This window comes from Aeromicrobium piscarium, assembly GCF_007421815.1.
Taxonomy (GTDB): Bacteria; Actinomycetota; Actinomycetes; order Propionibacteriales; family Nocardioidaceae; genus Aeromicrobium; species Aeromicrobium piscarium.
The window spans coordinates 39719-65313 of sequence record NZ_VLNT01000012.1 but is presented as its reverse complement, the minus strand read 5'-3'; the positions used below and the strand labels follow the sequence as shown (position 1 = coordinate 65313).

The 25595-nt window shown below is 69.0% G+C and carries 22 protein-coding genes; 13 read left to right on the top strand and 9 right to left on the bottom strand.

The genetic code is table 11. The features are described 5' to 3' along the window. Nucleotides 1–10 precede the first annotated feature (10 nt). Both FNM00_RS13835 and FNM00_RS13830 read left to right on the top strand, forming a co-directional pair. On the top strand, nucleotides 11–1069 hold the full coding sequence (locus FNM00_RS13835) for an ABC transporter ATP-binding protein (RefSeq protein WP_185973156.1): 1059 nt from the start codon (nucleotides 11–13) through the stop codon (nucleotides 1067–1069). Continuing rightward, nucleotides 1066–1878, top strand: coding sequence for an inositol monophosphatase family protein (locus tag FNM00_RS13830; RefSeq protein ID WP_143914137.1), 813 nt, complete (start codon nucleotides 1066–1068; stop codon nucleotides 1876–1878). Before FNM00_RS13835 ends, FNM00_RS13830 begins: the two co-directional genes overlap by 4 nt. A gap of 138 nt (nucleotides 1879–2016) precedes the next feature. Here FNM00_RS13830 and FNM00_RS13825 read toward each other — a convergent pair whose 3' ends face one another. Continuing rightward, complete coding sequence (locus FNM00_RS13825; protein ID WP_143914136.1) at nucleotides 2017–2730, bottom strand: MerR family transcriptional regulator; 714 nt, start codon at nucleotides 2728–2730, stop codon at nucleotides 2017–2019. 123 nt (nucleotides 2731–2853) lie between these two features. Between FNM00_RS13825 and FNM00_RS13820 the strand changes: the two genes are divergently transcribed. The 3 genes from FNM00_RS13820 to FNM00_RS13810 all read left to right on the top strand — a co-directional run bounded on the left by FNM00_RS13820 (nucleotide 2854) and on the right by FNM00_RS13810 (nucleotide 7813). Then, the gene (locus tag FNM00_RS13820; protein WP_143914135.1) at nucleotides 2854–4068 is read left to right on the top strand and encodes an acetyl-CoA C-acetyltransferase; all 1215 of its coding nucleotides are present in this window, start codon (nucleotides 2854–2856) and stop codon (nucleotides 4066–4068) included. Between the two features lie 30 nt (nucleotides 4069–4098). Then, on the top strand, nucleotides 4099–6291 hold the full coding sequence (locus FNM00_RS13815) for a 3-hydroxyacyl-CoA dehydrogenase NAD-binding domain-containing protein (protein WP_143914134.1): 2193 nt from the start codon (nucleotides 4099–4101) through the stop codon (nucleotides 6289–6291). Nucleotides 6292–6481: 190 nt separating this feature from the next. Then, nucleotides 6482–7813: a Fic family protein gene (locus tag FNM00_RS13810; RefSeq protein WP_143914133.1), complete on the top strand. Its 1332-nt coding sequence runs from the start codon at nucleotides 6482–6484 to the stop codon at nucleotides 7811–7813. 2 nt (nucleotides 7814–7815) lie between these two features. Here FNM00_RS13810 and FNM00_RS13805 read toward each other — a convergent pair whose 3' ends face one another. Continuing rightward, nucleotides 7816–8820, bottom strand: a complete 1005-nt coding sequence (locus FNM00_RS13805) for an aldo/keto reductase family protein (RefSeq protein WP_143914132.1) — start codon at nucleotides 8818–8820, stop codon at nucleotides 7816–7818. 311 nt (nucleotides 8821–9131) lie between these two features. Between FNM00_RS13805 and FNM00_RS19440 the strand changes: the two genes are divergently transcribed. Beyond that, complete coding sequence (locus tag FNM00_RS19440) at nucleotides 9132–11954, top strand: helix-turn-helix transcriptional regulator (protein ID WP_185973155.1); 2823 nt, start codon at nucleotides 9132–9134, stop codon at nucleotides 11952–11954. A gap of 139 nt (nucleotides 11955–12093) precedes the next feature. On the opposite strand, the gene FNM00_RS13795 is transcribed toward FNM00_RS19440, so the two are convergent. Together FNM00_RS13795 and FNM00_RS13790 are read right to left on the bottom strand one after the other, a co-directional pair. Further along, complete coding sequence (locus FNM00_RS13795; RefSeq protein ID WP_143914130.1) at nucleotides 12094–13581, bottom strand: SDR family oxidoreductase; 1488 nt, start codon at nucleotides 13579–13581, stop codon at nucleotides 12094–12096. Nucleotides 13582–13595: 14 nt separating this feature from the next. Then, nucleotides 13596–14522, bottom strand: coding sequence for a cation diffusion facilitator family transporter (locus FNM00_RS13790; protein WP_246065185.1), 927 nt, complete (start codon nucleotides 14520–14522; stop codon nucleotides 13596–13598). Nucleotides 14523–14933: 411 nt separating this feature from the next. Between FNM00_RS13790 and FNM00_RS13785 the strand changes: the two genes are divergently transcribed. Then, the gene (locus tag FNM00_RS13785) at nucleotides 14934–15362 is read left to right on the top strand and encodes an OsmC family protein (protein WP_143914129.1); all 429 of its coding nucleotides are present in this window, start codon (nucleotides 14934–14936) and stop codon (nucleotides 15360–15362) included. On the opposite strand, the gene FNM00_RS13780 is transcribed toward FNM00_RS13785, so the two are convergent. Both FNM00_RS13780 and FNM00_RS13775 read right to left on the bottom strand, forming a co-directional pair. Beyond that, entirely contained in the window at nucleotides 15352–16263 is a 912-nt protein-coding gene (locus FNM00_RS13780; RefSeq protein WP_143914128.1) for an alpha/beta hydrolase, read from the bottom strand. The two genes, FNM00_RS13785 and FNM00_RS13780, sit on opposite strands and share 11 nt — an antisense overlap. Then, entirely contained in the window at nucleotides 16263–17123 is an 861-nt protein-coding gene (locus FNM00_RS13775; protein WP_143914127.1) for an SDR family oxidoreductase, read from the bottom strand. The genes FNM00_RS13780 and FNM00_RS13775 overlap by 1 nt, the downstream gene beginning before the upstream one ends. A 52-nt stretch (nucleotides 17124–17175) precedes the next feature. Here FNM00_RS13775 and FNM00_RS13770 point away from each other — a divergent pair, with 52 nt between their 5' ends. From FNM00_RS13770 to FNM00_RS13760, 3 genes are all read left to right on the top strand, one after another. After that, the gene (locus tag FNM00_RS13770) at nucleotides 17176–17841 is read left to right on the top strand and encodes a nitroreductase (protein ID WP_221933736.1); all 666 of its coding nucleotides are present in this window, start codon (nucleotides 17176–17178) and stop codon (nucleotides 17839–17841) included. A gap of 129 nt (nucleotides 17842–17970) precedes the next feature. Beyond that, a complete protein-coding gene (locus tag FNM00_RS13765) occupies nucleotides 17971–18831 on the top strand; it encodes an alpha/beta fold hydrolase (protein WP_143914125.1) in 861 nt (286 codons plus the stop codon). A gap of 11 nt (nucleotides 18832–18842) precedes the next feature. Then, nucleotides 18843–19592 (top strand): enoyl-CoA hydratase, encoded by a 750-nt coding sequence (locus tag FNM00_RS13760; RefSeq protein ID WP_143914124.1) that lies wholly within the window; start codon nucleotides 18843–18845, stop codon nucleotides 19590–19592. A gap of 56 nt (nucleotides 19593–19648) precedes the next feature. On the opposite strand, the gene FNM00_RS13755 is transcribed toward FNM00_RS13760, so the two are convergent. Beyond that, a complete protein-coding gene (locus FNM00_RS13755; RefSeq protein ID WP_143914123.1) occupies nucleotides 19649–20365 on the bottom strand; it encodes an ABC transporter ATP-binding protein in 717 nt (238 codons plus the stop codon). 11 nt (nucleotides 20366–20376) lie between these two features. Beyond that, nucleotides 20377–21423, bottom strand: a complete 1047-nt coding sequence (locus tag FNM00_RS13750) for an ABC transporter permease (protein ID WP_143914122.1) — start codon at nucleotides 21421–21423, stop codon at nucleotides 20377–20379. A 106-nt stretch (nucleotides 21424–21529) separates the two neighbouring features. Between FNM00_RS13750 and FNM00_RS13745 the strand changes: the two genes are divergently transcribed. Together FNM00_RS13745 and FNM00_RS13740 are read left to right on the top strand one after the other, a co-directional pair. Further along, entirely contained in the window at nucleotides 21530–22660 is a 1131-nt protein-coding gene (locus FNM00_RS13745) for a sensor histidine kinase (protein ID WP_143914121.1), read from the top strand. Next, nucleotides 22657–23271: a response regulator transcription factor gene (locus FNM00_RS13740; protein ID WP_143914120.1), complete on the top strand. Its 615-nt coding sequence runs from the start codon at nucleotides 22657–22659 to the stop codon at nucleotides 23269–23271. Before FNM00_RS13745 ends, FNM00_RS13740 begins: the two co-directional genes overlap by 4 nt. A 134-nt stretch (nucleotides 23272–23405) precedes the next feature. Here the strand turns inward: FNM00_RS13740 and FNM00_RS13735 are convergent, their stop codons facing one another. Next, nucleotides 23406–24824 carry a hypothetical protein gene (locus tag FNM00_RS13735; RefSeq protein WP_143914119.1) on the bottom strand — a complete coding sequence of 473 codons (1419 nt, stop codon included), beginning with the start codon at nucleotides 24822–24824 and terminating at the stop codon, nucleotides 23406–23408. 128 nt (nucleotides 24825–24952) lie between these two features. Between FNM00_RS13735 and FNM00_RS13730 the strand changes: the two genes are divergently transcribed. Further along, nucleotides 24953–25594, top strand: a complete 642-nt coding sequence (locus tag FNM00_RS13730; protein WP_143914118.1) for a histidine phosphatase family protein — start codon at nucleotides 24953–24955, stop codon at nucleotides 25592–25594. Nucleotide 25595 lies beyond the last annotated feature (1 nt).

Genomic DNA, 25595 nt, shown 5'->3' with positions numbered 1-25595 from the left:
CTTCGACGGCGTGTCGAAGTTGTTCCCGTCGCACGACAAGGGCGAGGTGGTCGCGGCGGTCAGCGACCTGAACCTCACCATCGAGGAGGGCAAGCTGGTCACCCTGCTCGGTCCCTCCGGCTGCGGCAAGACCACGATCCTGCGAATGCTCGCCGGCTTCGAGACGCCCACCAGCGGATCGATCCGCCTGGACGACACCGATGTCACGCGCCGGCCGGTCAACAGTCGCGGCATCGGCATGGTGTTCCAGTCCTATGCGCTCTTCCCGCATATGAGCGTGCGTGAGAACGTCGCCTACGGGCTCTCGGTCGCGGGAGTCGCGAAGGCCGACGCCGGGCGCCGGGTCGACGAGGTCATGGAGCTCATGCAGATCGGGCACTACGCCAAGCGGGCCCCGAATCAGCTGTCCGGCGGCCAGCAGCAGCGCGTCGCGCTCGCTCGCGCGGTGGTCACCGAACCGCGAGTGCTGCTCTTCGACGAGCCGCTCTCCAATCTCGACGCCCAGCTGCGCGAGCAGATGCGGGTGGACCTGCGCGCGATCCAGCAGCGTCTCGGCATCACCAGCCTCTATGTGACCCACGATCAGAGCGAGGCGCTCGCGATCGCCGACGAGATCGTCGTGCTCAAGGACGGCGTGATCCAGCAGCGCGGCAGTGCCCGCGAGGTGTACCGCAGTCCGGCCAGTTCCTTCGTGGCGCGTTTCCTCGGCAAGGCGAATATCGTGCCGGGCACCGTCGTCGCGAGCACCGCCGCCGGCATCGTCGTCGATGTCGACGGGCAGCGAGCACGGATGACCTCCGATGACCTACCCCAGGTCGCCGCCGGCGAGAGCGTCTCCTGCGTGCTGCGGCCCGAGAACGTCGCCTTCCGGACCGACCCGGAGGGCGCGCTGACGGTCGAGCAGGTGGTCTTCCAGGGCTCGTACATCGAGTACCACCTGCGGATCGCCGGCGCCGCCTGCACGATCATCGACCACGAGTACGCCCATCGCGGCACGCTGAACATCGGTGACCGGCTGTCCATCGACCTGACGAACACGCCGCTGTGGATCGTCCCGGCGGACGCATGACGAGCTCGTTGCAGGAGCTCGCCCGCGAGGTGGCCGTGACCGGCGGGCAGCTGGCAGCCGAAGCCTTCCGTGACCGTCCGCGCACCGCGGCGAGCGTCACCGAGAAGGACGGCCACTTCGACATCGTCACCGAGGCCGATGCCCGGGTCGAGCGCGTCGTGGTCGACCGCATCCTCTCCGGCGCGCCGTCCTCGCGGGTGCTCGGCGAGGAGGGCGGCTGGTACGGGGAGGGTGAGCTCACGTGGCTCATCGACCCGATCGACGGCACCTCCAATTTCGCCTCCGGTCTGCCGATCTTCGCCACCTCCGTGGCCGCGCTGCGCGGCACCGAGCCAGTGGCCGCCGCGGTGCACGAGCCGGTGCTCGGGGCGACCTTCCACACCGCGGGCGACGAGCTGCTGGTCGACGGCATGCCGTTCCGCTGGCCCGAGCAGAGCCGGGGGACCCGCGAGGTCGAGATCCTCACGAACGCCCCCTACGAACGATCGGGTCTGCCCGACTCGATCCTCGATTCCTGCCGCACCGTGCTGGACTCCTTCCGGGCCGTCCGCCGGCTCGGGGCCTGCACCTTGCACCTCGCCTATGTGGCGGCAGGCTGGGCGGCGGCGACCTACGAGTACGAGTTCCATCCCTGGGATGTCGCGGCGGGACTCCAGCTCGCCGCGGCATCCGGGTGCACGATCGTCGCGTGGGACGCCGCCGGCCAGGTCCTCGCCGACCCTGTCGGGAATCCGATGGGCGTGGCCCGCGTGCTCGTCACCGCCCCCGGCCTCGACTGCTCCCACATCGACTGGACCCACCCGGCCTGATCTCGTCGCCTGAGGGGTAGCGAGGGCGGTGGGTTACGCACCTCTCGCGGCGTGAGGCGGTAGGTTACGCACCTCTCAATGCCGTCGAGGGGTGCGTAGCCCACCGCCTGGGGTGGTGAGGGGTTCGTACGTCACCGCTCAGCGGCGGCGGACGGCCTCGCGCTTCATCTCGTCGACGGCCTGCTCGTAGGCCGTCACGAGGGCGGCGATCGTCAACGGCTTGAAGCGCTCGATGACCGCGGTGGCCTCCGCGGTCTGCCCCGACTGCTTGATGTGCGGCCAGACCGCGCGCTTGAACAGCCCGGTCAACTCCTCGGCGACCTGCGTGCCGTGATCGGTGAAGATTCGTCGCGCCTCGTGGGCGGCCTCCAGCGGCATACCGATCTCCAGCAGCCCGACGCCGACGCCCAGGTGTGCCGTGGCCACGCTGAAGACATCCTCGACGGGGGTCGGCTCGATGACGCCGAGAGCCGCGAAGAGCTCCAGATCGTCGTCGGTGAGCTCGTGCCCGGCGCGCTTGACCAGCTGCTCGCGGGTGAGCGTCTCGGGCAGCTCGGGATTCCACGGCGCGAGCAGTGTGCGGTGCAGGGCCACCTGCGCGGGCGACGCGTCCGCGGGGATCTTCTCCAGATAGCCCTCGATCGCCGCGAGGGTGAACCCGTGGGCCTGCAACTCGCGCACCAGCTCCAGCCGCGCCAGATGGTCCGGACCGTAGAAGACGTGCCGCCCCTCGCGGCGCGGCGAGGGGATGAGCCCGCGTCCGGCGTAGAAGCGCACCGTGCGCACCGTCATCCCCACGCGGGACGCCAGCTGCTCCACGCTCAGATTCTCGCTCGGATCACCATCGGTCATAGGACTGTCTCCACTTCGCTCACCCCGGCGCTACCACTCTGACAGTAATGGTGTCACAATCGAGGACAGCGGCGCACACCAGGCAGGTGGCGCCAGTGTCTCTATCCGCAATCGAGGACGGTCATGACCGAAGCTTTCGTCTACGACGCCATCCGCACACCGCGTGGCAAGGGCAAGAAGAACGGCTCGCTCCACGAGATCAAGCCCATCGATCTCGTGACGGGTCTGCTGGACGAGGTCCAGACGCGCAACTCCTCCCTGGACCCGCACCAGGTCGACGACGTCATCTTGGGTGTCGTCTCCCCGGTCGGTGACCAGGGCGCCGACATCGCGCGCACCGCCGTGCTGGCCTCCGGGTTCGCCCAGGAGACCGCCGGCGTGCAGCTCAACCGCTTCTGCGCCTCCGGCCTCGAGGCGGTCAACCAGGCCGCCGCCCGCGTCAAGTCCGGCTGGGAGGACCTCATCATCGCCGGCGGCGTCGAGTCGATGAGCCGCGTGCCGATGGCCTCCGACGGCGGCGCCTGGGCGATGGACCCCCGCACCTCCTTCCAGACCGATTTCGTGCCCCAGGGCATCGGCGCCGACCTCATCGCCACCATCGAGGGGTACAGCCGCGAGGACGTCGACACCTTCGCCGTCGAGTCGCAGGCCCGCGCCGCCAAGGCCATCGCCAACGGCTACTTCAAGAACTCGGTGATCCCGGTCAAGGACCACAACGGCCTGACCGTGCTCGACCACGACGAGTTCGTCCGCGAGGGCACCACGCTGGAGTCGCTCTCGGGCCTCAAGGCGTCCTTCGTCGACATCGGCGACCTCGGCGGCTTCGACGCCGTTGCACTGCAGAAGTACGTCGACGTCGAGCGGATCGACCACGTGCACCACGCGGGCAACAGCTCCGGCATCGTCGACGGCGCCGCGCTCGTCATGCTCGGCAACGAGGCCGCGGGCAAGAAGCACGGGCTCACCCCGCGCGCCCGCATCGTCTCCACCGCGGTGATCGGCTCGGAGCCGACGATCATGCTGACGGGCCCCGGCCCCGCCTGCCAGAAGGCCCTCGACAAGGCCGGCCTGTCCATCGAGGACATCGACCTCATCGAGATCAACGAGGCCTTCGCCGCCGTCGCGATGAAGCTGATGCGCGATCTCGGCGACTACCCGCACGAGCAGACCAATGTCAACGGCGGCGCCATCGCGATGGGCCACCCGCTCGGCGCGACCGGCGCGATGATCCTCGGCACCCTCGTCGACGAGCTCGAGCGCCGCCAGAAGCGCTACGGCATGGCCACGCTGTGCATCGGCGGCGGCATGGGCATCGCCACCATCGTCGAGCGCATCTGAGCGCCGGACCGACTTCACAGGAGAACACGCATGACCAGTACTGACGCGGTCCGCTACGACGTGGCCGACGGGATCGTCACCCTCACGATCGACGACCCGAACCAGAACGCCAACACGATGAACGAGACCTACCGCGCCTCGATGGAGGCCGCGGTGGATCGTCTCGCCTCCGAGGTCGCCGCCGACGGCGATGCGATCAAGGGCGTCATCATCGCCAGCGCGAAGCAGACCTTCTTCGCCGGCGGCGACCTCAAGCTCATGACCAAGGCCAAGCCCTCGGACGCTGAGGCGCTCTTCACCAATGTCGAGTCCATCAAGGCCACGCTGCGCAAGCTCGAGACCCTCGGCAAGCCGGTCGTCGCAGCCATCAACGGTGCCGCGCTCGGTGGCGGCCTGGAGATCGCCCTCGCCTGCCACCACCGCATCGCCGCAGAGGGTCGCTACGAGATCGGCCTGCCCGAGGCCACGCTCGGACTGCTGCCCGGCGGTGGCGGCGTGACCCGTACCGTGCGCATGTTCGGTATCCAGGACGCGCTCATGAAGGTGCTCGTCCAGGGTCAGCGCAACAAGCCCGAGAAGGCGCTCAGCATCGGCCTCATCGACGAGGTCGTCCCCGCCGATCAGCTGCTCGACCGAGCTGCCGCGTGGGTGAACGAGAATGCCGGCAACGCCGAGGCCGCCACGCAGCCCTGGGACGCCCGCGGCTTCAAGATCCCCGGCGGTGCTCCCTCGAATCCCAAGCTGGCGGCCTTCCTGCCGAGCTTCCCCTCGAACCTGCGCAAGCAGGTCAAGGGCGCGGACTACAAGGCGCCGAAGGCGATCATGTCGGCCGCCGTCGAGGGCGCGCAGGTCGACTTCGAGACCGCCAGCCGGATCGAGTCGCGCTACCTCGTGGAGCTGCTCGTCGGCCAGCAGTTCAAGAACATGACGCAGGCCTTCTTCTTCGACCTCGGGGCCATCAACGCCGGCAAGTCCCGTCCTGACGGCATCGAGAAGACCAAGGCCACCAAGCTGGCCATCCTCGGCGCCGGCATGATGGGCGCTGGCATCGCCTATGTCTCGGCCAAGGTCGGCATCGAGGTCGTGCTGAAGGATGTCTCGCTGGAGGCCGCTGAGAAGGGCAAGGCCTACAGCAAGAACCTGCTCGACAAGGCCGTCTCGCGGGGCCGGATGACGCAGGAGGCTGCCGACGAGGTGCTTGCCCGCATCACCCCGACCGCCGACTACGCCGACCTCGAAGGCTGCGACTTCGTGGTCGAGGCGGTCTTCGAGTCGGTCGAGCTCAAGCACTCGGTCTTCGGCGACCTCGAGTCGGTCGTCAAGCCCGATGCCCTGCTCGGCTCCAACACCTCGACGCTGCCGATCACCCTGCTCGCGCAGGGCGTCAAGCGGCCTGAGGACTTCATCGGCATCCACTTCTTCAGCCCCGTGGACAAGATGCCGCTGGTGGAGATCATCGTCGGTGAGAAGACCTCCGATGAGGCCATCGCCCGCGCGATCGACTACACCAAGCAGATCAAGAAGACGCCGATCGTCGTCAACGACAGCCGCGGCTTCTTCACCTCGCGGGTCTTCGGCACCCTGGTGATGGAGGGCGCTCAGCTGCTCGGTGAGGGCGTCAACCCGGTCCGCATCGAGCGCGCCGCCTCGCTCGCCGGCTTCCCCGGCCAGCCGCTCGCGATGATCGACGAGGTCTCGCTGACGCTGCCGCAGAAGATCAACGCCGAGGCCAAGAAGGCCGCCGAGGACGACGGCAAGGCCTTCCCCGACAGCCCCGCGATGGACGTGGTCAACAAGCTCGTCGATCTCGACCGCAAGGGCAAGGCCGCGGGTGCGGGCTTCTACGAGTACCCCGAGGACGGCAAGAAGTACCTCTGGCCGGGCCTGTGGGATCTGTTCGTCAAGGACGATGTCGATATCCCGGTCGAGGACATCCAGGAGCGGCTGCTGTTCATCATGAGCCTGGAGACCATCCGGTGCCTGGAGGAGGGCGTGCTGCGTACCGTCGCCGACGCCAATATCGGCTCGATCTTCGGTATCGGCTTCCCGCCCCTGCACGGCGGTGCGCTGCAGTATGCCAACGGTTACGAGGCGGCAGACGGGCGCATCGGAATCCAGGCGTTCACCGAGCGCGCGCAGCAGCTCGCCGAGCAGTACGGCGACCGCTTCGCCCCGCCGAAGCTGCTGCTCGACAAGGCGGCCGCGGGCGAGAACTTCGCCTGACACACGGTTCCAGACGACGGCCCCGGACTCTCACGAGTCCGGGGCCGTCGTTCGCGTATCGGCGCGGTGAGGCCCTTGCGAACTTCAAATTTTGACTTTACTTGAACTTGGCTTGACACACTGCTACTCTCAAAAGAACTTCAAAGAAGGTCAAAGTTTGAAGTTAGCGAGTATCGGCAAGGAGCCCAGTGTGAAGACCCCCGCGCATCCGCCGCGTCTCAATGAGCTCTTGGCTGATATCGATGCCCGGCGGCTTGTCGAGGTGCTGACGCCGTCAGCCAATGTCATGTCTCAGCCGTACCTTCCCTGGGACAAACTCAGGTTCAAGACCCCGCCTGACGACCTCACCCATGAGGAGTGGTGGTTGCGCATTCGCTGGGCGCGGCGGAACGCCCAGCGCTCTATCGATACCTTGATCGACAAGAGCGGCGCGCCCTTCAGCTATACGCTTCCCGACACGTTGTTGGCTCTGAATGACGAGATCACGCGTGGAGCCAGCGGACACATCACCATCAGTGAACAGGTCACCAGCCCCGCAATGCGAGATCGTTACGTTGTCAGTTCATTGATCGAGGAATCCATCACCTCGAGTCAATTGGAGGGCGCCTCGACGAGCCGACAGGTCGCCAAGGACATGCTCCGAACGGGTCGCAAGCCACAGGACCGTTCCGAGAAGATGATCGTCAACAACTACCTGGCGATGCGCCGCATCGTCGAACTCCGCGAGGAAGAGCTGACGCCGGAGCTGGTATGCGAGCTGCATCGGATCGTCACCGAGGGGACTCTCGACAGTGATGAGGAAGCCGGAGTTGTCCAGGGCGACGACGATGATCGGGTCGCGGTCTGGGGTGATGGTGAGCAGTTGCTGCATCGTCCGCCGCCGGTGGCCGAGCTGCCGCAACGGTTGGAGCGCTTGTGCGCCTTTGCCAACGGGGGAGCCTCCGGCGACTATATGCCGCCGGTGCTTCGCGCGCTGACCGTTCACTTCATGATGGGCTTCGACCATTACTTCGCGGATGGCAATGGACGGACTGCTCGCGCATTGTTCTATTGGTCGATGTTGCGCGAGGGATTCTGGCTTGCGGAATTCCTCGTCGTGTCCAAGCTGCTCAAACAGGCCCCTTCGCAGTACGTCCGGTCGTTCTTGCTCACTGAGGACGATGATGGTGACCTGACGCACTTCTTTCTCTATCACCTGGGCATCATCAAGCGGGCGATCGATGAGCTCCACGCGCATCTCGCTCGCAAGGCCGATGAGCTCCGGGAGGTTCAGCAGCGAATCCGGGCGACGCCGGGCGAGTTCAATCATCGCCAGTTGGCGCTATTGGAGAACGCCGTGAAGGACCCGGATGCGGTCTATACGGCGGTCTCCCACTCATCGAGCCACAACGTGACGCAGCAGTCCGCGCGCAACGATCTAGCGGACTTGGAGCGTCGTGACCTGGTGGTGCGTGTTCGTTTAGGACGACAGCATGCCTGGAGGCCGGCTCCGGATGTCGCGGAGCGATTGAGCATCGGCTGAGATCACTGCGTGCGCGTGGCGGGGGAGCGGGTCTTGTCCGGGTCGGTCTCGGGCAGATCGCCGAGCACCTCGTCGATCGCGGCGAGGGTGTCCGCATCGAGGGTCCGGCCGGCGGCCTCGACGTTGTCGGCCACCTGCTCGGGCCGCGAGGCGCCGATGATGGCCCCGGCGATGTTGTCATTGCTGAGCACCCAGGCCAGTGCCAACTGAGCGAGCGAGAGTCCCTGGCCGTCGGCGATCGGCTTGAGCCGCTGCACCGCCTCGAGGGTGTCGTCATTCATGTATCGCTTGATCATGTCGGCGCCGCCCTTCTCGTCGGTGGCCCGTGAGCCGGCGGGCAGTTCGCCGCCGGGCGTGTACTTGCCGGTGAGCACGCCCTGGGCCAGCGGCGACCAGACGATCTGTGAGACCCCGAGCTCGCGGGAGGTCGGCACGACACGCTCGTCGATCACCCGCCACAGCATCGAGTACTGCGGCTGGTTGGAGATGAGCGAGATGCCGAGATCCTTCGCGAGGTGGTGGGCGGCGCGGATCTGATCGGCGGTCCACTCGCTGACCCCGATGTAGAGGGCCTTGCCGGCGCGCACGACATCGGCGAAGGCCTGCATGGTCTCCTCCAGCGGCGTCTCGTAGTCGTAACGGTGCGCCTGGTAGAGGTCGACGTAGTCGGTCTGGAGGCGCGACAGGGAAGCGTCGATGGCCTCCATGATGTGCTTGCGCGAGAGGCCTACGTCATTGGGGCCGCTCTGCCCGGCAGGCCAGTAGACCTTGGTGAAGATCTCCAGCGAGGACCGGCGTTCACCCTTGAGGGCCTCGCCCAGCACGCGCTCGGCCGCGCCCGCGGCGTAGACGTCGGCGGTGTCGAAGCTGGTGATGCCGGCATCGAGTGCCGCGCGGACGCACGCGGTGGCGACGTCGTTCTCCACCTGCGATCCGTGCGTGAGCCAGTTGCCGTAGATGATCTCGCTGATCTTCAGCCCGCTGTTGCCGAGGTATCGAAACTCCATGCCTCCACGCTAGCGCGCGGCCGAACCCGTTGAGTGTGACGTTTGGACGGCGAAATCGGGGTTATCACCGTCCAAACGTTCCCCCCAGGACTCCGCAGCGCTCCGTCCTGGGAGGTACCCCCACACTCAACGGGTTCGGGTGTCTGAGGTAGGGGAGGCCGAAGATGGGGCATCTGCCCGATGTCGGGGCCTACCTCAGGAGCCGAGGCTCGGAGCATGATTCTCGATCCGCAGAGTTACGTCACGGCCGTCCAACGAGAGCGCCTCGCGCACCAGCATGCACACGTATCGTCGAAGATGGGCTCATGGGCATGGAGACGACACCACTCGTCGGACGCGAACGCGAGCTCGAAGAGCTGCGTCATGCCCTCGGACTCGACAGGAGCCGTGCCCGCGAAGCGGTGATCCTCGGCGGTGACGCGGGGATCGGCAAGACCCGCCTGGTGCGGCAACTCGCTGCCGACGCCGTGGATGCCGGCTTCCTGGTCGTGCTCGGCCACTGCCTGGACGTCGGCGGCGCGCTGCCGTTCCAACCGCTGGCCGAGATCGTCGACGCTGCCGAACCGGCAGTACGCGACGAGCTGATCGCCGCCGCGCCGTCGCTGCGCGCCCTCGTCGGCGGCGGTGATGCCGACAACGAGGCGTCCGATGTGATCGGCGGATGGGTCCGCGCGCTGGAGCGACTCGGCGAGAACCGGCCTGTGCTGGTGATCGTCGAGGACGTGCACTGGGCCGACGAGTCGACCAGGCGTCTCGTGCACGTGATGCTCGCGCGCCGGTACTCGTCGGCGGTGAGCGTGCTGGTGACGGTGCGCAACGACGACCTCCACCGCCGGCATCCTCTGCGAACACCCCTCGCGGAGTGGACGAGGCTGCCGCAGGTGCGTCGCGTGCAGCTCGGTTCCCTCGACGATGAGGCGGTGCGTCGACTGCTGGTCACCCGCGCCGGTCGTTTCAGCGATGCCGTGGACGCCGTCGTGGAGAGAGCAGAGGGCAACGCCTTCTACGCCGAGGAACTCCTCGAGGCCGAACTGAGCGGCGACCGGATCCCGGCCGAGCTCGCCGATCTCCTCCTGCTGCGCGTCGACCAGCTCGGCGCCGACGCCAGGGATACGGTCCGTGCGGTGGCCTGTGCGGGAGGACGCGTCACGATCTCCCTACTGAGTGCCGCGACGTCCTGGGCCCCGTCGCGCCTGGACGACGCCCTGCGAGAGGCGGTGGATCGCAAGGTCCTCGAACCCGGACGTCGCGACGGCACCTTCCGCTTCCGCCACGCGCTGATCGCCGAGGCCGTGCACGAGGATCTTCTGCCCGGCGAGCGGGAGCGCTGGCATACGGCGTTCCTGGACGCGTTGCTGCGCGACCCGGATCGCCGTCCGGCGCACGTCGCGATGCACGCGCACGCGATCGACCGGCGGGATGTCGCGCTCGAGGCCGATGTGCTCGCTGCCGAGGAGGCGACCCGCGTCGGCGCCCATGCCGAGGCCGCCGAGCACCGGATCCGTGCGCTGAGCCTGGTCGAGGACGACCACCGATACGCGCTCGTGCGAGCGGCGGTCGACTCGCTCCTCGCGGCCGGCCGGACACGCAGCGCCTCGCGTCTCCTCGTGGAAGAACGAGCCCGTCCCGGGTGGAGTCCGGCCGACGCCACCCGCCTCGCGGCCCTGGCGGGAGATGTCGGCTACTACCAGAATGTCGCGGATCACGAGCTCATCGAGCTCGCCGAGGAGGCGTTGCGGTACGCCCAGGAGACCGACGATGTCGAGGCGAGGATGCGTGCCGAGGTGGTCGGTGCGCGGGCGGCCTGGGCCGTCCGGCGTGACGAGCAGGGGCTCCAACTCGCCGAACGTGCCCTGCGTGCCGCCGAGTCACTGGGCGACGAGGAAGCGGCGGCAGACGCGCAGACGACCCTCGACCGCATCGTCCACCGGGCGAGCAACAGCGATCGCACGCTCGACGAGCGATTCACGAAGCTGGTCGAGGACTCCCGTCGTCGTGGTGACCTGATGGCCGAGCTGCGGGGGTTGCATCACCTGGCCTTCGTCCGACTCGGGCGAGGTGACCTGGCCGGCGCGGGAGAGTACTTCGCCGCGGGCCAGCAGCGGGCCGAGCAGACCCGCCGGCCGTGGTCCCCGTTCGGCTTCGACGGACGCTTCTACGGTGCGGTCGTGTGCTATCTGCGTGGCGAATGGGACACCGTCGTCGAGCTCGCGGTCCTGCCCGAGGACGCACCGCGCACTGCCCACATGTGCATGGACGCCGTGGTCATGAGCGTGCGCGCGGCGCGCGGCGAGCGGGCCGATGAGGCCACCATCGCCCGCCACCACGCCTGGTGGCCCCGGGACATCGCTCTCACGATCCACTCGGGCATCGCCTTCATCGAGATGGCCGAAGGAGTCGACGAGATCGTGGAGGCCCACGACGCGCTGGCCGTCTCGCTGGAGACCTTCTGGCGCGAACCACAGGCACCGGCGCGGGTGCGGGCCAGCGCGGTGACGATCGCGGCCCTCGCCCGGCACGTCGATGGGGCGACGGCGTCGCGACGACGCGACCTTCTCGACCATGCCGAGAGGATCGCGGTGCCGGGAGCGGCGACGGTGGAGGCCCATGCGGAGATGGGGCCGGAGGGCCGGGCCTGGGCCGCGCGGCTGACGGCGGAACTCGCTTCGATGCGCTGGCGCGCGGGAACCACGACGACTCCCGCGCTGGAGGAGGTCGCGCGCTCGTGGACGACTGCCCACGAGCTCTTCGCCTCCTTCGGCGATCTCTACGAGACCGCCCGCAGCGCGCTGGGCTTGGCGACGGTCCTCGCCGCCGCGGGGCATCAGGCTGCGGCGCAGAGGCTCGTGGACGATGTCCTCGCCACCGCCCATGGGCTTCGCGCCGAGCCGTTGCTCCGGGCCGCTCGACGGCTCGGCTCCGCACCCGCGTCGGCCGGCGAGCTGACGGCACGCGAGCGTGAGGTGCTGGAGCTCGTGGCGGTCGGCCGGAGCAATGGGGACATCGCCGGTCAGCTGTTCATCAGCCGCAAGACGGTCTCGGTGCACGTCTCGAATATCCTCGCCAAGCTCGGAGCCTCCTCCCGGACGGAGGCCGCCGCGCTCGCCCGCGACCGAGGCCTGCTCACCACCTGAGTGACATCGCCGATCCACCCGCCCCGTCGTCGGGCGGTGACTTACGCACCCCTCGCGTGCCGGAGCGGTGGGCGGGGCACCTCTCGCTGGCCGTGAGAGGTGCCTAAGTCACCGCCCTCGGTCGCGAGGGGTGCGTAAGTCACCGCCCTGGCGAGTAGCGCCGCTCCTCGAGGGACTCGGCGGCGCGGGCGATATTGCGCTGCATGCCGCCGAAGACGATCCCGTGGAAGGGGTAGATCGACCACCAGTAGAGGTGGCCGAGGAGGCCCTTGGGGTGGAAGATCGCGCGGTGGTGGAAGGTCGTGGTGCCGCCATCGGCCTGCCCGACCCGCATCTCGAGCCAGGCGAGTCCCGGCAGCTTCATCTCGGCGCGCAACCGGACGAAGGCGTGGCCGTCGGTCTCCTCGACCCGCCAGAAGTCGACCGCATCGCCGACCCGCATCCGGGCGCTGTCACGGCGGCCGCGGCGAAGCCCGGGCCCGCCGAGGAAGCGGTCCACGAGACCGCGCACCTCCCACGCGAGCGACCACGAGTACCAGCCGTTGTCACCGCCGATCCCGTCGATCACCTGCCACAGCTTCTCGGGTGAGGCGTGCACCTCGCGGGTGCGTTCGTCGGTGTACAGCGTCCCGCCCGACCAGTCCGGGTCCGACGGCAGCGGCGCGCTCGGCGCACCCGCGGTGGCCGCCGACGACCAGCGCGTCGGCACGTCGAGATCGCGGATGCGGGTGAGGGCCAGTTCGACCGACCGGTCGAAGCCGACGAGTCCCTCGGGAGGGTCGAGGATGTAGTCGGCGATGTCGTGCTCGCTCGCGACGACGGTGTTGCGCAGGCTCTCGACGAGGGGCCGGGCGAGAGCGGCGGGCACGGGGGTGACGAGTCCGACCCAGTGGCTCGACCACCACGGTGACAGCACCGGTACGGGCAGCACCCGCCGGCGTGGCAGCTCGGCGACGTGGGCGTACCGCTGCATCATCTCCAGGTAGGTGAGGACGTCGGGACCGCCGATGTCGAAGCGTCGGTTGACGTCGTCGGGGAGGTCCGCGCTCTTGGTCAGATAGCGGAGCACATCGCGAACCGCGATGGGCTGGATGCGGGTGTGCACCCACCGCGGCGTCACCATCACCGGCAGTCGCTCGGTCAGGTAGCGCAGCATCTCGAAGGAGGCCGATCCCGAGCCGATCACGACGCCCGCCTGGAGCACCGCGGTCGGCACACCGGAGTCGAGCAGCGTCTGCGCCACCTGCGTCCGCGATCGCAGATGCTCGGACAGTTCCTCGTCCTTCGGCACCATCCCGCTCAGGTAGACGATGCGGCGTACTCCGGCATCCTGGGCGGCATCGGCGAAGGTCTGCGCGATCCGCTGTTCGGCGTCGGCGAAGCCACTGCCCGTCCCGATCGAGTGCAGGAGATAGTAGGCGACGTCGACGTCCTCGAGGGCCCGGCGCACGTCGTCCGCCTCGGTGGCGTCGCCCTGGGCGATCTCGACCTGGTCGGACCACTCGCGGGCTCTGGCCTTGGCCTCGTCGCGGACCAGGACACGGACGTCGTGGCCCGCTTCGAGGAGCTGGGGAACGAGCCGTCCGCCGATGTAGCCGGTCGCTCCGGTCACCAGGCTGCGTGTCATCTAGTCAGTCTGAGTCAGGGGACGAGACTCCGCTCGTCGCGAGTGGAGAGGGTGAGGACCACCTCGGTCACATTATCGTGCGCTTCCAGCTCGGCCTCGAGTCCGCGCAGCCGCTCCGCGACCTGATGCTCGGGGCGGTCTCCGGTGATGTCGACGGCGGCGACGATGAACAGCTGTGCGGGGCCCACGTACTCGATGTGCAGGTAGGTGACCCGATCGACCGAGGGATGGTCCAGCAGCTCGCGGAGCACCTGCACGCGGGTCGACAGCGCGACCCGCTGCCCGCGTAAGAACTCGCTGTTGCGGGTGATGAGGAAGACCGCGACGAGGCCCAGCAGCACGCCGATCAGGATGGATCCCGCCGCGTCCCAGATCGCGTCGCCGGTGATCTGGTGCAGCGCGAGCCCGCCGGCCGCGAGGAGGAGGCCGAGCAGCGCCGCGGCGTCCTCGGCGAAGACCGCCCGCAAGGTGGGGTTGGAGGTCCGGCTCACATAGGAGAGGGTGCGCATCTTCATCCGCTCGCCGCCGCGGCTCGCCTGTCGCAGCGCCTGTACGAAGGAGGTTCCTTCCAGGACGAAGGCGATCGCCAGGACGATGTAGGCGATGGTGTAGTCGGCCTCGGTCTCCTCGGCGGTCAGCTGCTGGATGCCGTGCATGATCGACACGACCGAGCCGATGGTGAACAGGCCGAAGGCGGCGAACATCGACCAGATATAGGTCTCGCGGCCATAACCGTAGGGATGCTGGCGGTCGCGGCGGCGTGATCCTCGTTTCTCCGCGACGAGGAGGAAGATCTCGTTGCCGGTATCGGCCCAGGAGTGCGCCGCCTCGGCGACCATCGAGGCCGAACCGGTGATGGCGGCGGCGATCGACTTCGCGATCGCGACCACGAGGTTCGCGGTGAACGCGATGACGACGGTCAGCAGGCTCCCAGCGGGCACCTGTTCATCGTGCCACGATCAGCCGCCCCCGCCGGGTGAGCCGCCCGGCAGTGACTCATCGCCCATCCCTGCCGAGGGCGGTGAATAGGCGTCCATCTGCGAGCCGGGGCGGTGAGTAGGCGTCCGTTCTTTCCTGCGGAAGGACGTTGTCGCGCCGCCCTGGTGACGGGGACGAGGTGGCGACTGAGGATATGACCTTGGGGTAGCTATCGCAACCGCCGAGTCACATCCTTCGTGCCCTTGCCGGGAAAGATGTGACTCTGTGGCGGCTATGACGACCACGAAGTCGTATCCTTCGTCGTCCCGGGTCGCTGACCGCGCGGTGGTGCGACCGGTGGTTCACCACGCACCGCGACGCTCACTGGCCAGCCGTACCCCGCGGAGGGGTCCATCCTGTGGGACAGTGCCGTCATGAGCGACGAGTCGAATCTGCGCAGTATCCACCTCTCACGCACGGCCCAGGGTCGCTACCGCATCGAGAACGTCCGCGGTGGAGTGCTGGAGATCGGGCACGGCGAGGACGCCGACTTCACACCGGTCGAGCTGCTGCTCGCCGCGATCGCCGGCTGCACCGCGATCGATGTCGACTTCCTCACCACCAAGAAGAGCCAGCCCTCGCGTTTCGATGTGTCGGCCTCGGGGATCAAGGTCTCCGACGCCGACGGCAACCGCCTCGAGGACATCGCGGTCGGCTTCGACGTCACCTTCCCCGACGACGAAGCGGGCCGGCAGATGGCCGAGCGCCTGCCCACCGCCGTAGAGCGATCCCACGACCGGCTCTGCACCGTGTCGCGCACGGTCGAGCTCGGCACACCGGTCGTGACCGGTCTCAGCGCCTGAGCACCTCCGCGAAGAGCGCGATGGAATCGTCGACCGCCGCCTGCGCCGTGGTCGACACCATTCCCATGTCGAGGAACCCGTGGATGAGCCCGTCGTAGCGACGGAGGATCACCGGCACCCCGGCCTTCTCCAGGGCGGCGGCATAGGCCTCTCCCTCGTCGCGGAGAGGATCGAACTCGGCCGTGAGCACGACCGCGGGAGCGAGGCCGTCGAGACTGTCGGCCCGCAGCGGCGCGTAGTGCGGATCCTCGGCCGGGGGCGTGCCCGGGGCGTACTGCTCCACGAACCACGCCATCGTCGGCGCGTCGAGGAAGTAGCCGTGCGCGTTCTCGACACGGGAGGGGTAGTCGCCCGCCGGATCGGAGTCGACCGCCGGGTAGATGAGGAACTGCGCGGTGACCGCGGGCACTCGCTGCGCCGCGATCGCGGCGAGATTGCCTCCGGCGCTGTCGCCGGCCACCCCGAAGCGGTCGTCTCCGCCGTACTCATCGAGACGCGTCGCGAGGTGTTCGGCCGCCGCCACCGCGTCATCGGCCGCGGCCGGGAAGGGATGCTCCGGCGCGAGTCGGTAGTCGAGGGACACGACCACGGCTTCAGCGCCGCGGCAGATCGCCCGGGCCGCGTTGTCGTGGGTGTCGAGATCGCCGACCACCCAGCCGCCACCATGAAGGAACAACACGGTCGGCACAGGGCCGGAGGTCTCCGGGCGGTAGACGCGTGCCGGCCGGTCGGCGATCACCGTCTCCTCGACGGATCCGACGGGAATGACCTGATCGGGCGTGCGGGCGTCGACGGTCAGCGCCCTCATCGCCGCACGGGCACCGTCCACGCCGAGCTCGGGCATCGACGGAGTCGTCTCGAGGAGCTCGAGTAGCCCCCTCAGCTGGGGATCGACGGGCATCAGAGCCTCCTCGTCGGGTCCGCGCCGACGGCACCCTTGGCCTCGACCCAGAAGTCCAACGCGAGGTCCTCCTCACTGCCGCCGTTGAGATAGACGGAGAAGTCGGTGACCCCCTCGGCCTCGAGGACGTCATCGTCGATGAAGAAATTGCCCGTGACCTCGCGGGCCGGCTTGGTGAGGATCGCGTAGGCGGCGTCGGCCATGATCTGCGGTGTCCGCGACGATGTCTCCAGTCCCGGACCCACCACATTGCGCACGGCGGCGGTGTCGATGGCGGTGCGCGGCCACAGCGAGTTGGCCGCGATCCCGTCGGCGCGCAGTTCCTCCGAGAGTCCGAGCGTCACCAGGCTCATGCCGTACTTCGCGATCGCGTAACCGGTGTACTGCCCGAACCACTTCGGATCGGTCAGCAGCGGCGGGGAGAGCGTCAGGATGTGCGGATTGGCCGAGGCGCGCAGGTGCTCGATGCAGAGCTTCGACAGCAGGAACGCCCCACGGCTGTTGATCTGCGTCATCAGATCGTACTTCTTCATCGACAGGTCCTCGGTGCGCGAGAGATCGATGGCGCTCGCGTTGTTGACGACGAGATCGATGCCGCCGAATCGCTCGGCGGTCTGGGCGACGGCATCGGTGACGAAGGCGTCATCGCGGATATCGCCGACGAGGGGAAGCGCGTGACCGCCCGCCTCCTCGATCGCCTGAGCGGCGGTGTAGATGGTGCCGGGGAGCTGGGGATGGGGCTCGGCGGACTTGGCCAGCAGGGCCACGTTCGCGCCGTCGCGCGCCGCCCGGACGGCGATCGCCTCACCGATACCACGGCTGCCGCCGGACATGATCATCGTCGTACCTGCCAGGGACATCGAGAACCTCCACTGCGTCGGATGTCTCCCCATCATGGCCTATTCTCGCTGCATGGCGGAGGAGAATGTCCTGTTCGACGACCTCGTCGGACGTCGTGGCAGCTGCCGAGGCTATGCCCCAGGGCCGGTGAGCAGTGAGGTGCTGGAGCAGATCGTGACCACGGCCCAGCGCGCGCCGTCCTGGTGCAACACCCAGCCGTGGCAGACGGAGATCGTCAGCGGCGCGGCCCTGGACCGGTTGCGCAAGGCGCTCGCCGAGGACGACCGCTGGGGCAGCGATTTCGAGTTCCCGGGCTCCTATGAGGGCGTCTACCGTGACCGGCGTCGCGAGGTCGGGTGGCAGCTGTACGAGGCAGTGGGGGTAGAGCGCGGCGATCGCGAGGGGTCCGCTCGCCAGATGCTGCTGAACTTCGACTTCTTCGGAGCGCCGCACGCCGCGTTCATCACGGTGCCCGCCAGTGTGGGCGTGTACGCGCTCGTCGACGTGGGGTCCTACGTGCAGACCTTCCTGCTCGCGATCGAGTCCCACGGTCTCGGCGCGATCGCCCAGGCGGCCCTCGCGCAGAAGGCGGAGTTCCTGCGCGACTGGTTCGAGTGGGACGACGACCGCAAGATGGTCTGTGCGATCTCCTTCGGCCACCCCGACCGTGACCACCCGGCCAACTCCTTCCGCAGTCGTCGGGTGCCGGTCGCGGAGGCGGTCCGCTTCCACGACTGAGCCGCCCCTTCTCGGGGGACGCGGGCACCTCTCGGCAGGCTCGAGAGGTGCGTCTCGCACCGCCCGTGGCGACGCATCATCACCAACCCGTGGCATCGGGAGGAGCATCCGACCTACTACGGTGAGCGGGTGAGCGACATTCCCCAGTGGTACTCCGCGGCCCTTGCGCAGCGGCCCGAGCTGCTGTCGGTCGAGGTCGAGGGCACGTCGATCCGGTACCGGGCCTGGGGGCCGCAGGGCGCGACCGTGGTCGTCCTCGTCCACGGCGGCGCCGCGCACAGCGGATGGTGGGACCACATCGGCCCGCATCTGGCCGCCGAGCACCGCGTCCTGGCCATCGATCTCTCCGGTCATGGTGACAGCGGACGACGCGAGAGCTACGACCTGGAGACCTGGGCACGTGAGGTCCTGGCGGTGGCGGGTGCCGAGTCCGCTGAGCCGCCGGTCGTCTACGGACACTCGATGGGCGGCTTCGTGGCCCTCACCGCCGCGCGCGACCACGGTGACCGGCTGCGTGGTGCGGTGGCGATCGACTCGCCGGTGCACAAGCTCTCGGCCGAATCGACTGAGCGTCGCCATCAGCGGGTCTATGACACGCCGCGCTACTACCCCGACCGGGAGACGATCCTCGCCCGCTTCCGGACGCTTCCCGAGGACGAGGTGCAGCTCGCGTACGTCATGCGGCACATCGCCGAGGGGTCGGTGTGCGAGGAGGCCGAGGGCTGGCGGTGGAAGTTCGACCCCCGCGTCTTCGTCAACTCGATGATGGAGCCGGAGGATCTGCGGGGTGCCGCCTGCGAGGTCGTGCTGCTACGCGGCGAGCGCGGCATGGCCACGATCGACATCACCGAGACGGTCCGCGAGCGCCTGGGCGGCACGGTGCCGGTGACGGTCATCCCCGATGCGGGGCACCACATCATGATCGATCAGCCCGTCGCGCTCATCGCGGCGCTGCAGACCCTGCTCGGACAATGGAGACCCACGCGATGAAAGAAGGCACGATGACCGACGTATTGGTGGATCGCCGCGACGGCGTCCTGCGCATCACCATCAACCGCCCCGATCGGCTCAACGCGCTCGACACCGCGATGGTCAACGACATCAGCGACGCGCTCGCGAATGCCGAGGGCGTCCGCGTCGCGGTCATCACCGGCGAGGGGCGCGCGTTCTCCTCGGGCGCGGCGATGGCCAAGGACACGGTCAATCCCGGCATCCTCGAGGCGATCGACCGGCTCATCCACACCATCACCGATGCTCCGTTCCCCGTGGTCGCGGCCGTCAATGGCATCGCGGCCGGCGTCGGCTGCTCGATCGTGGTGGCCTGCGATGTCTCCATCGCGAAGACCTCGGGCTATGTGCTGCAGGCCTTCGTCAACATCGGCCTGATGCCCGATGGCGCGGCCACCGAGCTGTTGGCGGCGTCGATCGGACGCACGCGGGCGATGCGGCTGCTGCTCAGCGGCGAGAAGCTGCCGGCCGAGCTGGCCGTGGAGTGGGGGCTGCTGACCCAGACGGTGGCCGATGAGGATTTCGACGCCGCGGTCGAACAGACCGTCGCGCGTTTCGCGGCTGGCCCGACGGTGGCCTATGCGAGGACGAAGGAGGCCGTCAACGCGGCGAGCCTGCCGACCCTGGGCGCGACCCTCGATCGCGAGGCCGCCGGGCAGACCGAGCTCGCCGGCACGGCCGATCACGAGGAGGGCAAGGCCGCCTTCATCGAGAAGCGTGCCGCGAACTTCACCGGCCGCTGACTCACCGCCGCCCCTGGGCGGTGCGTCAGCGGCCATTTCTGCGCTCAGACGGACGCCTACTCACCGCCCTGCCTGGTCGCGGGTGCCACTGGTTCGGAGGAGGGGACGAGCGACCCGTCGACGAGAAGACACATCGCGTCCACGGAACCGAGCGTGGACTCGTCGTGCGAGACGATCAGCGTCGCTGCGTCGTTCTCACGCGCAAGCCCGGTGATCAGCTCGATGATCTGGGTGCCACGTTCGTGGTCGAGGGCCGAGGTCGGCTCGTCGACCAGCAGCACCTGCGGTGACCCCATGAGCGCCCGGGCGATCGCGACCCGCTGACGTTGACCGCCGGACAGATCGCCTGGTCGCCGATGCAGCTGATCGCCGAGTCCGACGGCCGCCAGCAGGGACTCGGCTTCCTCCCGGCCTTCGTGAGCACGCCGGCCACGCAGATGCTCGTGCAGTTCGAGCTGCTCCAGCGCGGTGAGGGAGGCCAGTAGCTGCGGCTGCTGGAAGACGATGCCGATGCGATCGAGACGCATCGCCGTCGCCTCCGCGAGCGTGGTGGTCGGAGTGACCACGGTGGTGTCGCCGATGCGCACCTCGCCCGCGGTCGGCCGGGTGAGTCCTCCCGCGACGGCGAGCAGGCTGGACTTGCCCGAACCCGAGGGCCCGAGGAGTGCGGTGGTCGTGCCCGACGGAACCGTCAGGGTCACGTGGTCGACTGCCGTGAGCGTGGAGTCGCCGTCGGGGTAGGTGAGGACGATGTCGTCGAGATGCAGATCCATGGGTGCTCCGTTCAGCGGGCGGCGAGGGCCGCGTGGGGGTCGATGCGGGTGATGCGCCAGACCGCGAGGCCGGCGCCGATGAGCCCGACGCCCACCAGCAGCGCGGCGGGGGCGAGGGTCGTGGAGAGCGAGATGCTCACCGGCAGCACTCCGTCGAGCAGCGCCGAGGTGAGGGCCGAGAGCCCCATTCCCGCGCCGACACCGATCACGAGCACCAATACGGCCTGGCCGATGGCATCGCGCAGGAGATAGCGCGTCGAGCCGCCGAGGGCTTTGAGCACGGCGATGTCGTCGCCGCGGCTCATCGTCCAGACGGAGAAGAAGGCGCCGACGACGAGGGCCGAGATCGCGACGAGGAAGGCCTGCATCGTCATGAGTGACCCGTTCTCGGAGGAGAAGGAGCTGATCGCGGAGCGGGCGTCTCGCAGGTCCAGGGTGGTCATGTCGTCGATCGTGTGCTCGGGGGTGCCGTCGATCGCGACCACGGTCGCGGTGTCACCGGAACCTCCCGGGGCTCCGATCGGCTGCCAGTCGTCGAGGGTCATCCAGACGACGGGGGTGTGCGCATAGGAGGTGTCGGCGATGGACGCGTCGGCGACCTCGAAGGTCTGCTCGCCGATCGTCACGGTGTCCGGATGGCCGAGGTCCTCCGCGGCGGCGGGGGTGAGGACGACGGAACCGTCGTGGATCTCCGTGTCGACGAGGGTGCTGCCCGGTTCGGCGGCGAAGGTGGTCACGGAGGCCGTGGTGTCTCCGGCCGACGCGCGCGTGGTGGCGATCCCGAGCGCCTCGGCCGAGTCGACGCCGGGGGTCGATGCCCACGCGTCGACGTCCTCGGCGGTCACCGAGGAGGAGGTGAAGTCCGGGCTCTGGCCGTCGCGGGTGGCGAAGGCGAGCCGGTCGGTGGGCAGGTCGGTGATGGCGGAGGTGGACTCGCGCGCCAGACCCGAGGTGAGTGAGGCGAGGAATCCGACGAGGAAGCTGACCAGCACGATGACGGTGGTCATCAGGGCGAAGCGGCCGGTGGCGAAGCGCAGATCACGGAGGGCGACGAACATGGCTCCACTCTCGTTCGCGCGGGCGCCGTGCGGATCGGCTCCGGGGGCGGTCCTCGGATCAACCTTTCGGCCGATGGGGAGGGCCCGCGGGCGCTAGCGTGGATCTGTGAACACGTTCCGGGTCGCCGCGATCACTCGCGCCCTCCAGCTCGGCCACGATCTGCTGTTCGCCGGGCTGCTGGTGCTGGTGGTGGTCCAGGCGGGTACCGATGGACGGGCACTGATCGCGGCGGGCGTCTTCGCGGTGGTCTACGTGGCGGGTCGGCTGCGTGTCGACATCCGCCGTCGGCCGGTGCGGGCGAGCCGTGGCGCCTGGTGGCCCGACGGAGCCTGGATGGGTGCTTTGTTCCTCGCCTGGGTGGTTCTGCTGCTGGCAGGGGGCCCGGGAGGGATCTGGCTCGCGTTCCCCTTGACGTTGCTGCAGATGCACGTGCTCGGGCCGTTGCGGGGAGTGGCGGCTGTGGTGGCGACGACGGCGGTTGCGGTGGCTGGGGGACTCGCGCAGGACTTGAATCCGGTCGGCGCGGTGCTGGGTCCGGTCATCGGGGCGGCGGTGGCCGTGGGGGTCGTGCTCGGCCTGGAGGCGGTGCTGCGCGAGTCCGAGGAGCGGCAGGAGCTGATCGGCGAGCTGGTCGCCACGCGAGAGCGGCTGGCCGCCTCGGAGCATGCGCGCGGCGTGGCGGCCGAGCGAGAGCGTCTCGCCCGCGAGATCCACGACACCCTGGCCCAGGGGTTCAGCTCGATCGAGCTGCTGTTGCGGGTCGCCGAGGAGACCGGGGATGACTCGGGTGTCGCCCGGGCCCGGCAGGTGGCGCGGGACAATCTCGCGGAGGCGCGTCGCTTCGTGCGCGGACTCGCTCCCGCGGATCTCGCCGAGTCCTCGGTGGACGAGGCGATCGGCCGCGTTGTCGGTCGGGTCGTCGGGCCGCAGGCGAGCCTGACGGTGACGGGGGAACCGCGGGTGATTCCGGTCGAGGTGGCGGCGGCGCTGGTGCGGGTGGCGCAGTCGGCGCTCGCGAATGTCGAGCAGCATGCCGGGGCCTCGCGGGTCGACGTCACCCTGAGCTATGTCGACGGGGCGGTGGTGCTCGATGTCGTCGACGACGGGACCGGCTTCGATGGCGAGCTCGGTTTCGGACTGCGCGCGTTGCGGTCCAGGATCGAGGATCTGGGCGGCCAGGTCGATATCGAGACCGGTCCGTCCGGCACGGCCGTCGCGGTGGAGGTGCCGACGTGATCCGTGTGGTGCTGGCCGACGATCATCCGGTGGTGCGCGCCGGGTTGCGCGCCCTGCTCGACGCGCAATCGGACATGACCGTGGTGGCCGAGTACGCGACCGCCGAGGAGCTGCTCGCCGCCGATCCCGAGACCGATGTGGTGCTGACCGACCTGCGCTTCGGCGAGGGCCGTCTCGGCGGGGCAGAGGCGGCCCGCCGGATCGTCGCCGCCGGCGGTCCTCCCGTCCTCGTGCTCACCACCTACGACTCGGATGCCGATATCGTCACCGCGGTCGAGGCGGGGGCGACCGGATATGTGCTGAAGGATGCCCCGACCGAGGAGCTCGCCGCGGCGATCCGCGATGCCGCGGCGGGGCGCCCGGCTCTAGGCCCGGCGGTGCAGCGGCGTCTGCTGCAGCGGATGCGCGCGCCGGGGGTCAGCCTCTCGCCGCGCGAGCTCGAGGTGCTCGAGCTGGTGGCACAGGGGCGTTCCAATGACGACATCGCGGTGGTGCTCTTCCTGTCGAAGGCGACGGTGAAGACGCACCTTGCGCACATCTTCGAGAAGCTCGACGTCACCTCGCGCACGGCCGCCGTCGCGGTGGCCCGGCAACGCGGAATCCTCGACTGATCCACGTGAGGCGGTGAGTCAGCGTCCTTTCGCCAGCCACCGTCGGTGAGTCAGCGTCCTTTCGCGCGCCAGGAAGGACGTTGAGGCACCGCTCGCCCGGACAGGATGGATGCTTACCCACCGCCAGCGGAGTCTCAGCCGCGCAGGGCGCCGACGCCCAGCACCGCCGCGAGGCCGAGGGCGCTGCGCGGGTGATAGGCGGCCGTCCACAACCCGCCGTGGGCGGCGTTCTGCGCCTCGTCCATCCAGGGCTCGACCTGCGGCGCTTCGTCGGCCCGCAGATCGTGCACGAGCAGCGCGGCCATCAGCACGTTGCTCGTGGCGGGATCGAAGACCTCGACGCCGAAGCGGTGCGCACCCGCGTAGGCGGCCGCGAGGGCCTTGTTCTTGATCACCGATCGCGTTCGGGTCGCGGGGGCGACATTGAGCGAGACGAGCGCCCCGTCGTGCCGTGCCGAGGTCGCCCGCCAGCGCTGGAGTCGCTTGGCGAAGGCGTAGTTCGGGCCCTGCTGCGGGACGAGGGCGTCGCAGATGCCCATGTCGGCGAGCGGGGGATAGTTGCGCTGCAGGAGCCGTCCACCGCTCACGACGCGCAGCGGTGTCCGCAGGAATCGCGAGGCGTGGCTGTACCGGTCGTTGGCCGTCACGACCTCCGCCCCGTGCACCGCGAAGACATCGGTGGGGGTGGCGAGGAAGGCCAGGGCGGTGTCTGGGCGGCGCTGGCGCAGGTGGCTGCCGAGTGCGTCGGCCGCCATCGAGACGAGGACGTGGGTGCCGCCGTCGGCATAGCAGTAGTTGCCGAGTACGAGTCGTCCGTCGATGTCCTCGAGCCACTGGGCGATGGCCGGGAGCTCGTGCACGATGTCCGCCCCGGCCTCGCTGGCGTCGTCGATGACGATGCGAGCGGGGAGGTGCACGCGCCCCGCACCGGTCTCGGCGTGCTCGCGGATGCGTTCCTGGATGTCGTGGCGCGGCAGATCGAGGGCGACGACCTCCGCACCCCAGCGCAGCAACGCGCGGTAGGGCCCCATCTCGGCACCGGCGCCGAGCACGGCGACGGTGTCGCCCTCCAGGCGCAACCATTCGGGGTTCTGCTGCACCCGGGTCACGGCTTGCGCGCAGGAGGCCGTGATGACGCCGTTCGCCACCCATGCGTCGAGCTGATCGGTCAGCTGGCGGCCGCGGAGACGCTCGCCGCGGTACGGGATCGTCAGCTCCGTCTCCGGCTCGGCGCCACCCTCGATCGTGCGGGTGTGGAAGGCCTGCGTGACCCGGGCGCTGTCGGTGGCCTTGCTGAGCGGCACGTCGTCGAAGCGGAAGCGTTCGTTCGCCGCGTGGAGCCCGGCCTCGGCGATGGCGACCGCGGCTTCCGGCGATCCGATACCCGCCTCCACGAGGCGGGTGAAGTGCGCCAGATATCCCCGGCGCCAGTTGGTCTCGTTCTGGACAGCCCGCGCGCCGACCGCGTCGACCTCGCGCAACGCCTCGGCCACGACCTCCCGTGCGGTGGCTGAGGTGCTGTCGCCTGGAAATCTCACTCCCGACGTACTCATGAACGTGAGACTAGCCTCGGGTTCCGCATCCGCGCGAGCCGTGGGCCGGTAGACGGTGTGACGGCGGTGGACGGGGTGAGGAGCACGCCGCTCGTCGTCGTGGCGCTACCTGCCGGTAGGGTCGCGGCGTGGGTGTCGTGCATCTCATTCGTCATGGTCAGGCCTCGTTCGGCAGCGACGACTACGACGTGTTGTCTCCGATCGGCGAGACGCAGTCGAGCGCTCTGGGCCAGGGGTGGGAGGCCGAGGGTTTCGTGCCCACCGATGCGGTGGCCGGTTCGATGAAACGGCACGCGCAGACCGCGATCGCGGCGATCGATGCCTGCGGCGGACCGGACGGCTATGACGTCGACGCCGGCTGGAACGAGTACGACCACGTCGGCATCGCCACCGCGCACGATGCCGGGGCGCTCGGGCTGGACAGCAAGGCCTTCCAACGGCTGCTCAACCAGGCGATCGCGGACTGGCGATCCGGGGTGGGGGAGTACGACGAGCCCTACAGCGTCTTCGTGGAACGCGTCATGGGCGCCTTCGATGCCGCCGTCGCGACGGCCGGCCCCGGTCGCAGCGTCGCCGTGTTCACCTCGGGCGGCCCGATCGCGATGATCGTCTCGCATCTGCTCACCGGCGACGATGCCCTGTTCCAGCGTCTCAACGATGTCATCATCAACGCGAGCGTCACCACGGTCATCTCCGGGTCGACCGGCCCCCGGCTGCTGAGCTTCAACGAGCACACCCACCTCGCCCGCGACCTGGTCACCTACCGCTAGC

Bases quoted from the DNA above. Each gene is read 5' to 3' on its own strand.
- FNM00_RS13830 (WP_143914137.1), top strand. From the start codon at position 1,066: ATGACGAGCTCGTTGCAGGAGCTCGCCCGCGAGGTGGCCGTGACCGGC.
- FNM00_RS13825 (WP_143914136.1), bottom strand. From the start codon at position 2,730: ATGACCGATGGTGATCCGAGCGAGAATCTGAGCGTGGAGCAGCTGGCG.
- FNM00_RS13820 (WP_143914135.1), top strand. From the start codon at position 2,854: ATGACCGAAGCTTTCGTCTACGACGCCATCCGCACACCGCGTGGCAAG.
- FNM00_RS13815 (WP_143914134.1), top strand. From the start codon at position 4,099: ATGACCAGTACTGACGCGGTCCGCTACGACGTGGCCGACGGGATCGTC.
- FNM00_RS13805 (WP_143914132.1), bottom strand. From the start codon at position 8,820: ATGGAGTTTCGATACCTCGGCAACAGCGGGCTGAAGATCAGCGAGATC.
- FNM00_RS19440 (WP_185973155.1), top strand. From the start codon at position 9,132: ATGGAGACGACACCACTCGTCGGACGCGAACGCGAGCTCGAAGAGCTG.
- FNM00_RS13795 (WP_143914130.1), bottom strand. From the start codon at position 13,581: ATGACACGCAGCCTGGTGACCGGAGCGACCGGCTACATCGGCGGACGG.
- FNM00_RS13785 (WP_143914129.1), top strand. From the start codon at position 14,934: ATGAGCGACGAGTCGAATCTGCGCAGTATCCACCTCTCACGCACGGCC.
- FNM00_RS13780 (WP_143914128.1), bottom strand. From the start codon at position 16,263: ATGCCCGTCGATCCCCAGCTGAGGGGGCTACTCGAGCTCCTCGAGACG.
- FNM00_RS13775 (WP_143914127.1), bottom strand. From the start codon at position 17,123: ATGTCCCTGGCAGGTACGACGATGATCATGTCCGGCGGCAGCCGTGGT.
- FNM00_RS13770 (WP_221933736.1), top strand. From the start codon at position 17,176: ATGGCGGAGGAGAATGTCCTGTTCGACGACCTCGTCGGACGTCGTGGC.
- FNM00_RS13760 (WP_143914124.1), top strand. From the start codon at position 18,843: ATGACCGACGTATTGGTGGATCGCCGCGACGGCGTCCTGCGCATCACC.
- FNM00_RS13755 (WP_143914123.1), bottom strand. From the start codon at position 20,365: ATGGATCTGCATCTCGACGACATCGTCCTCACCTACCCCGACGGCGAC.
- FNM00_RS13750 (WP_143914122.1), bottom strand. From the start codon at position 21,423: ATGTTCGTCGCCCTCCGTGATCTGCGCTTCGCCACCGGCCGCTTCGCC.
- FNM00_RS13735 (WP_143914119.1), bottom strand. From the start codon at position 24,824: ATGAGTACGTCGGGAGTGAGATTTCCAGGCGACAGCACCTCAGCCACC.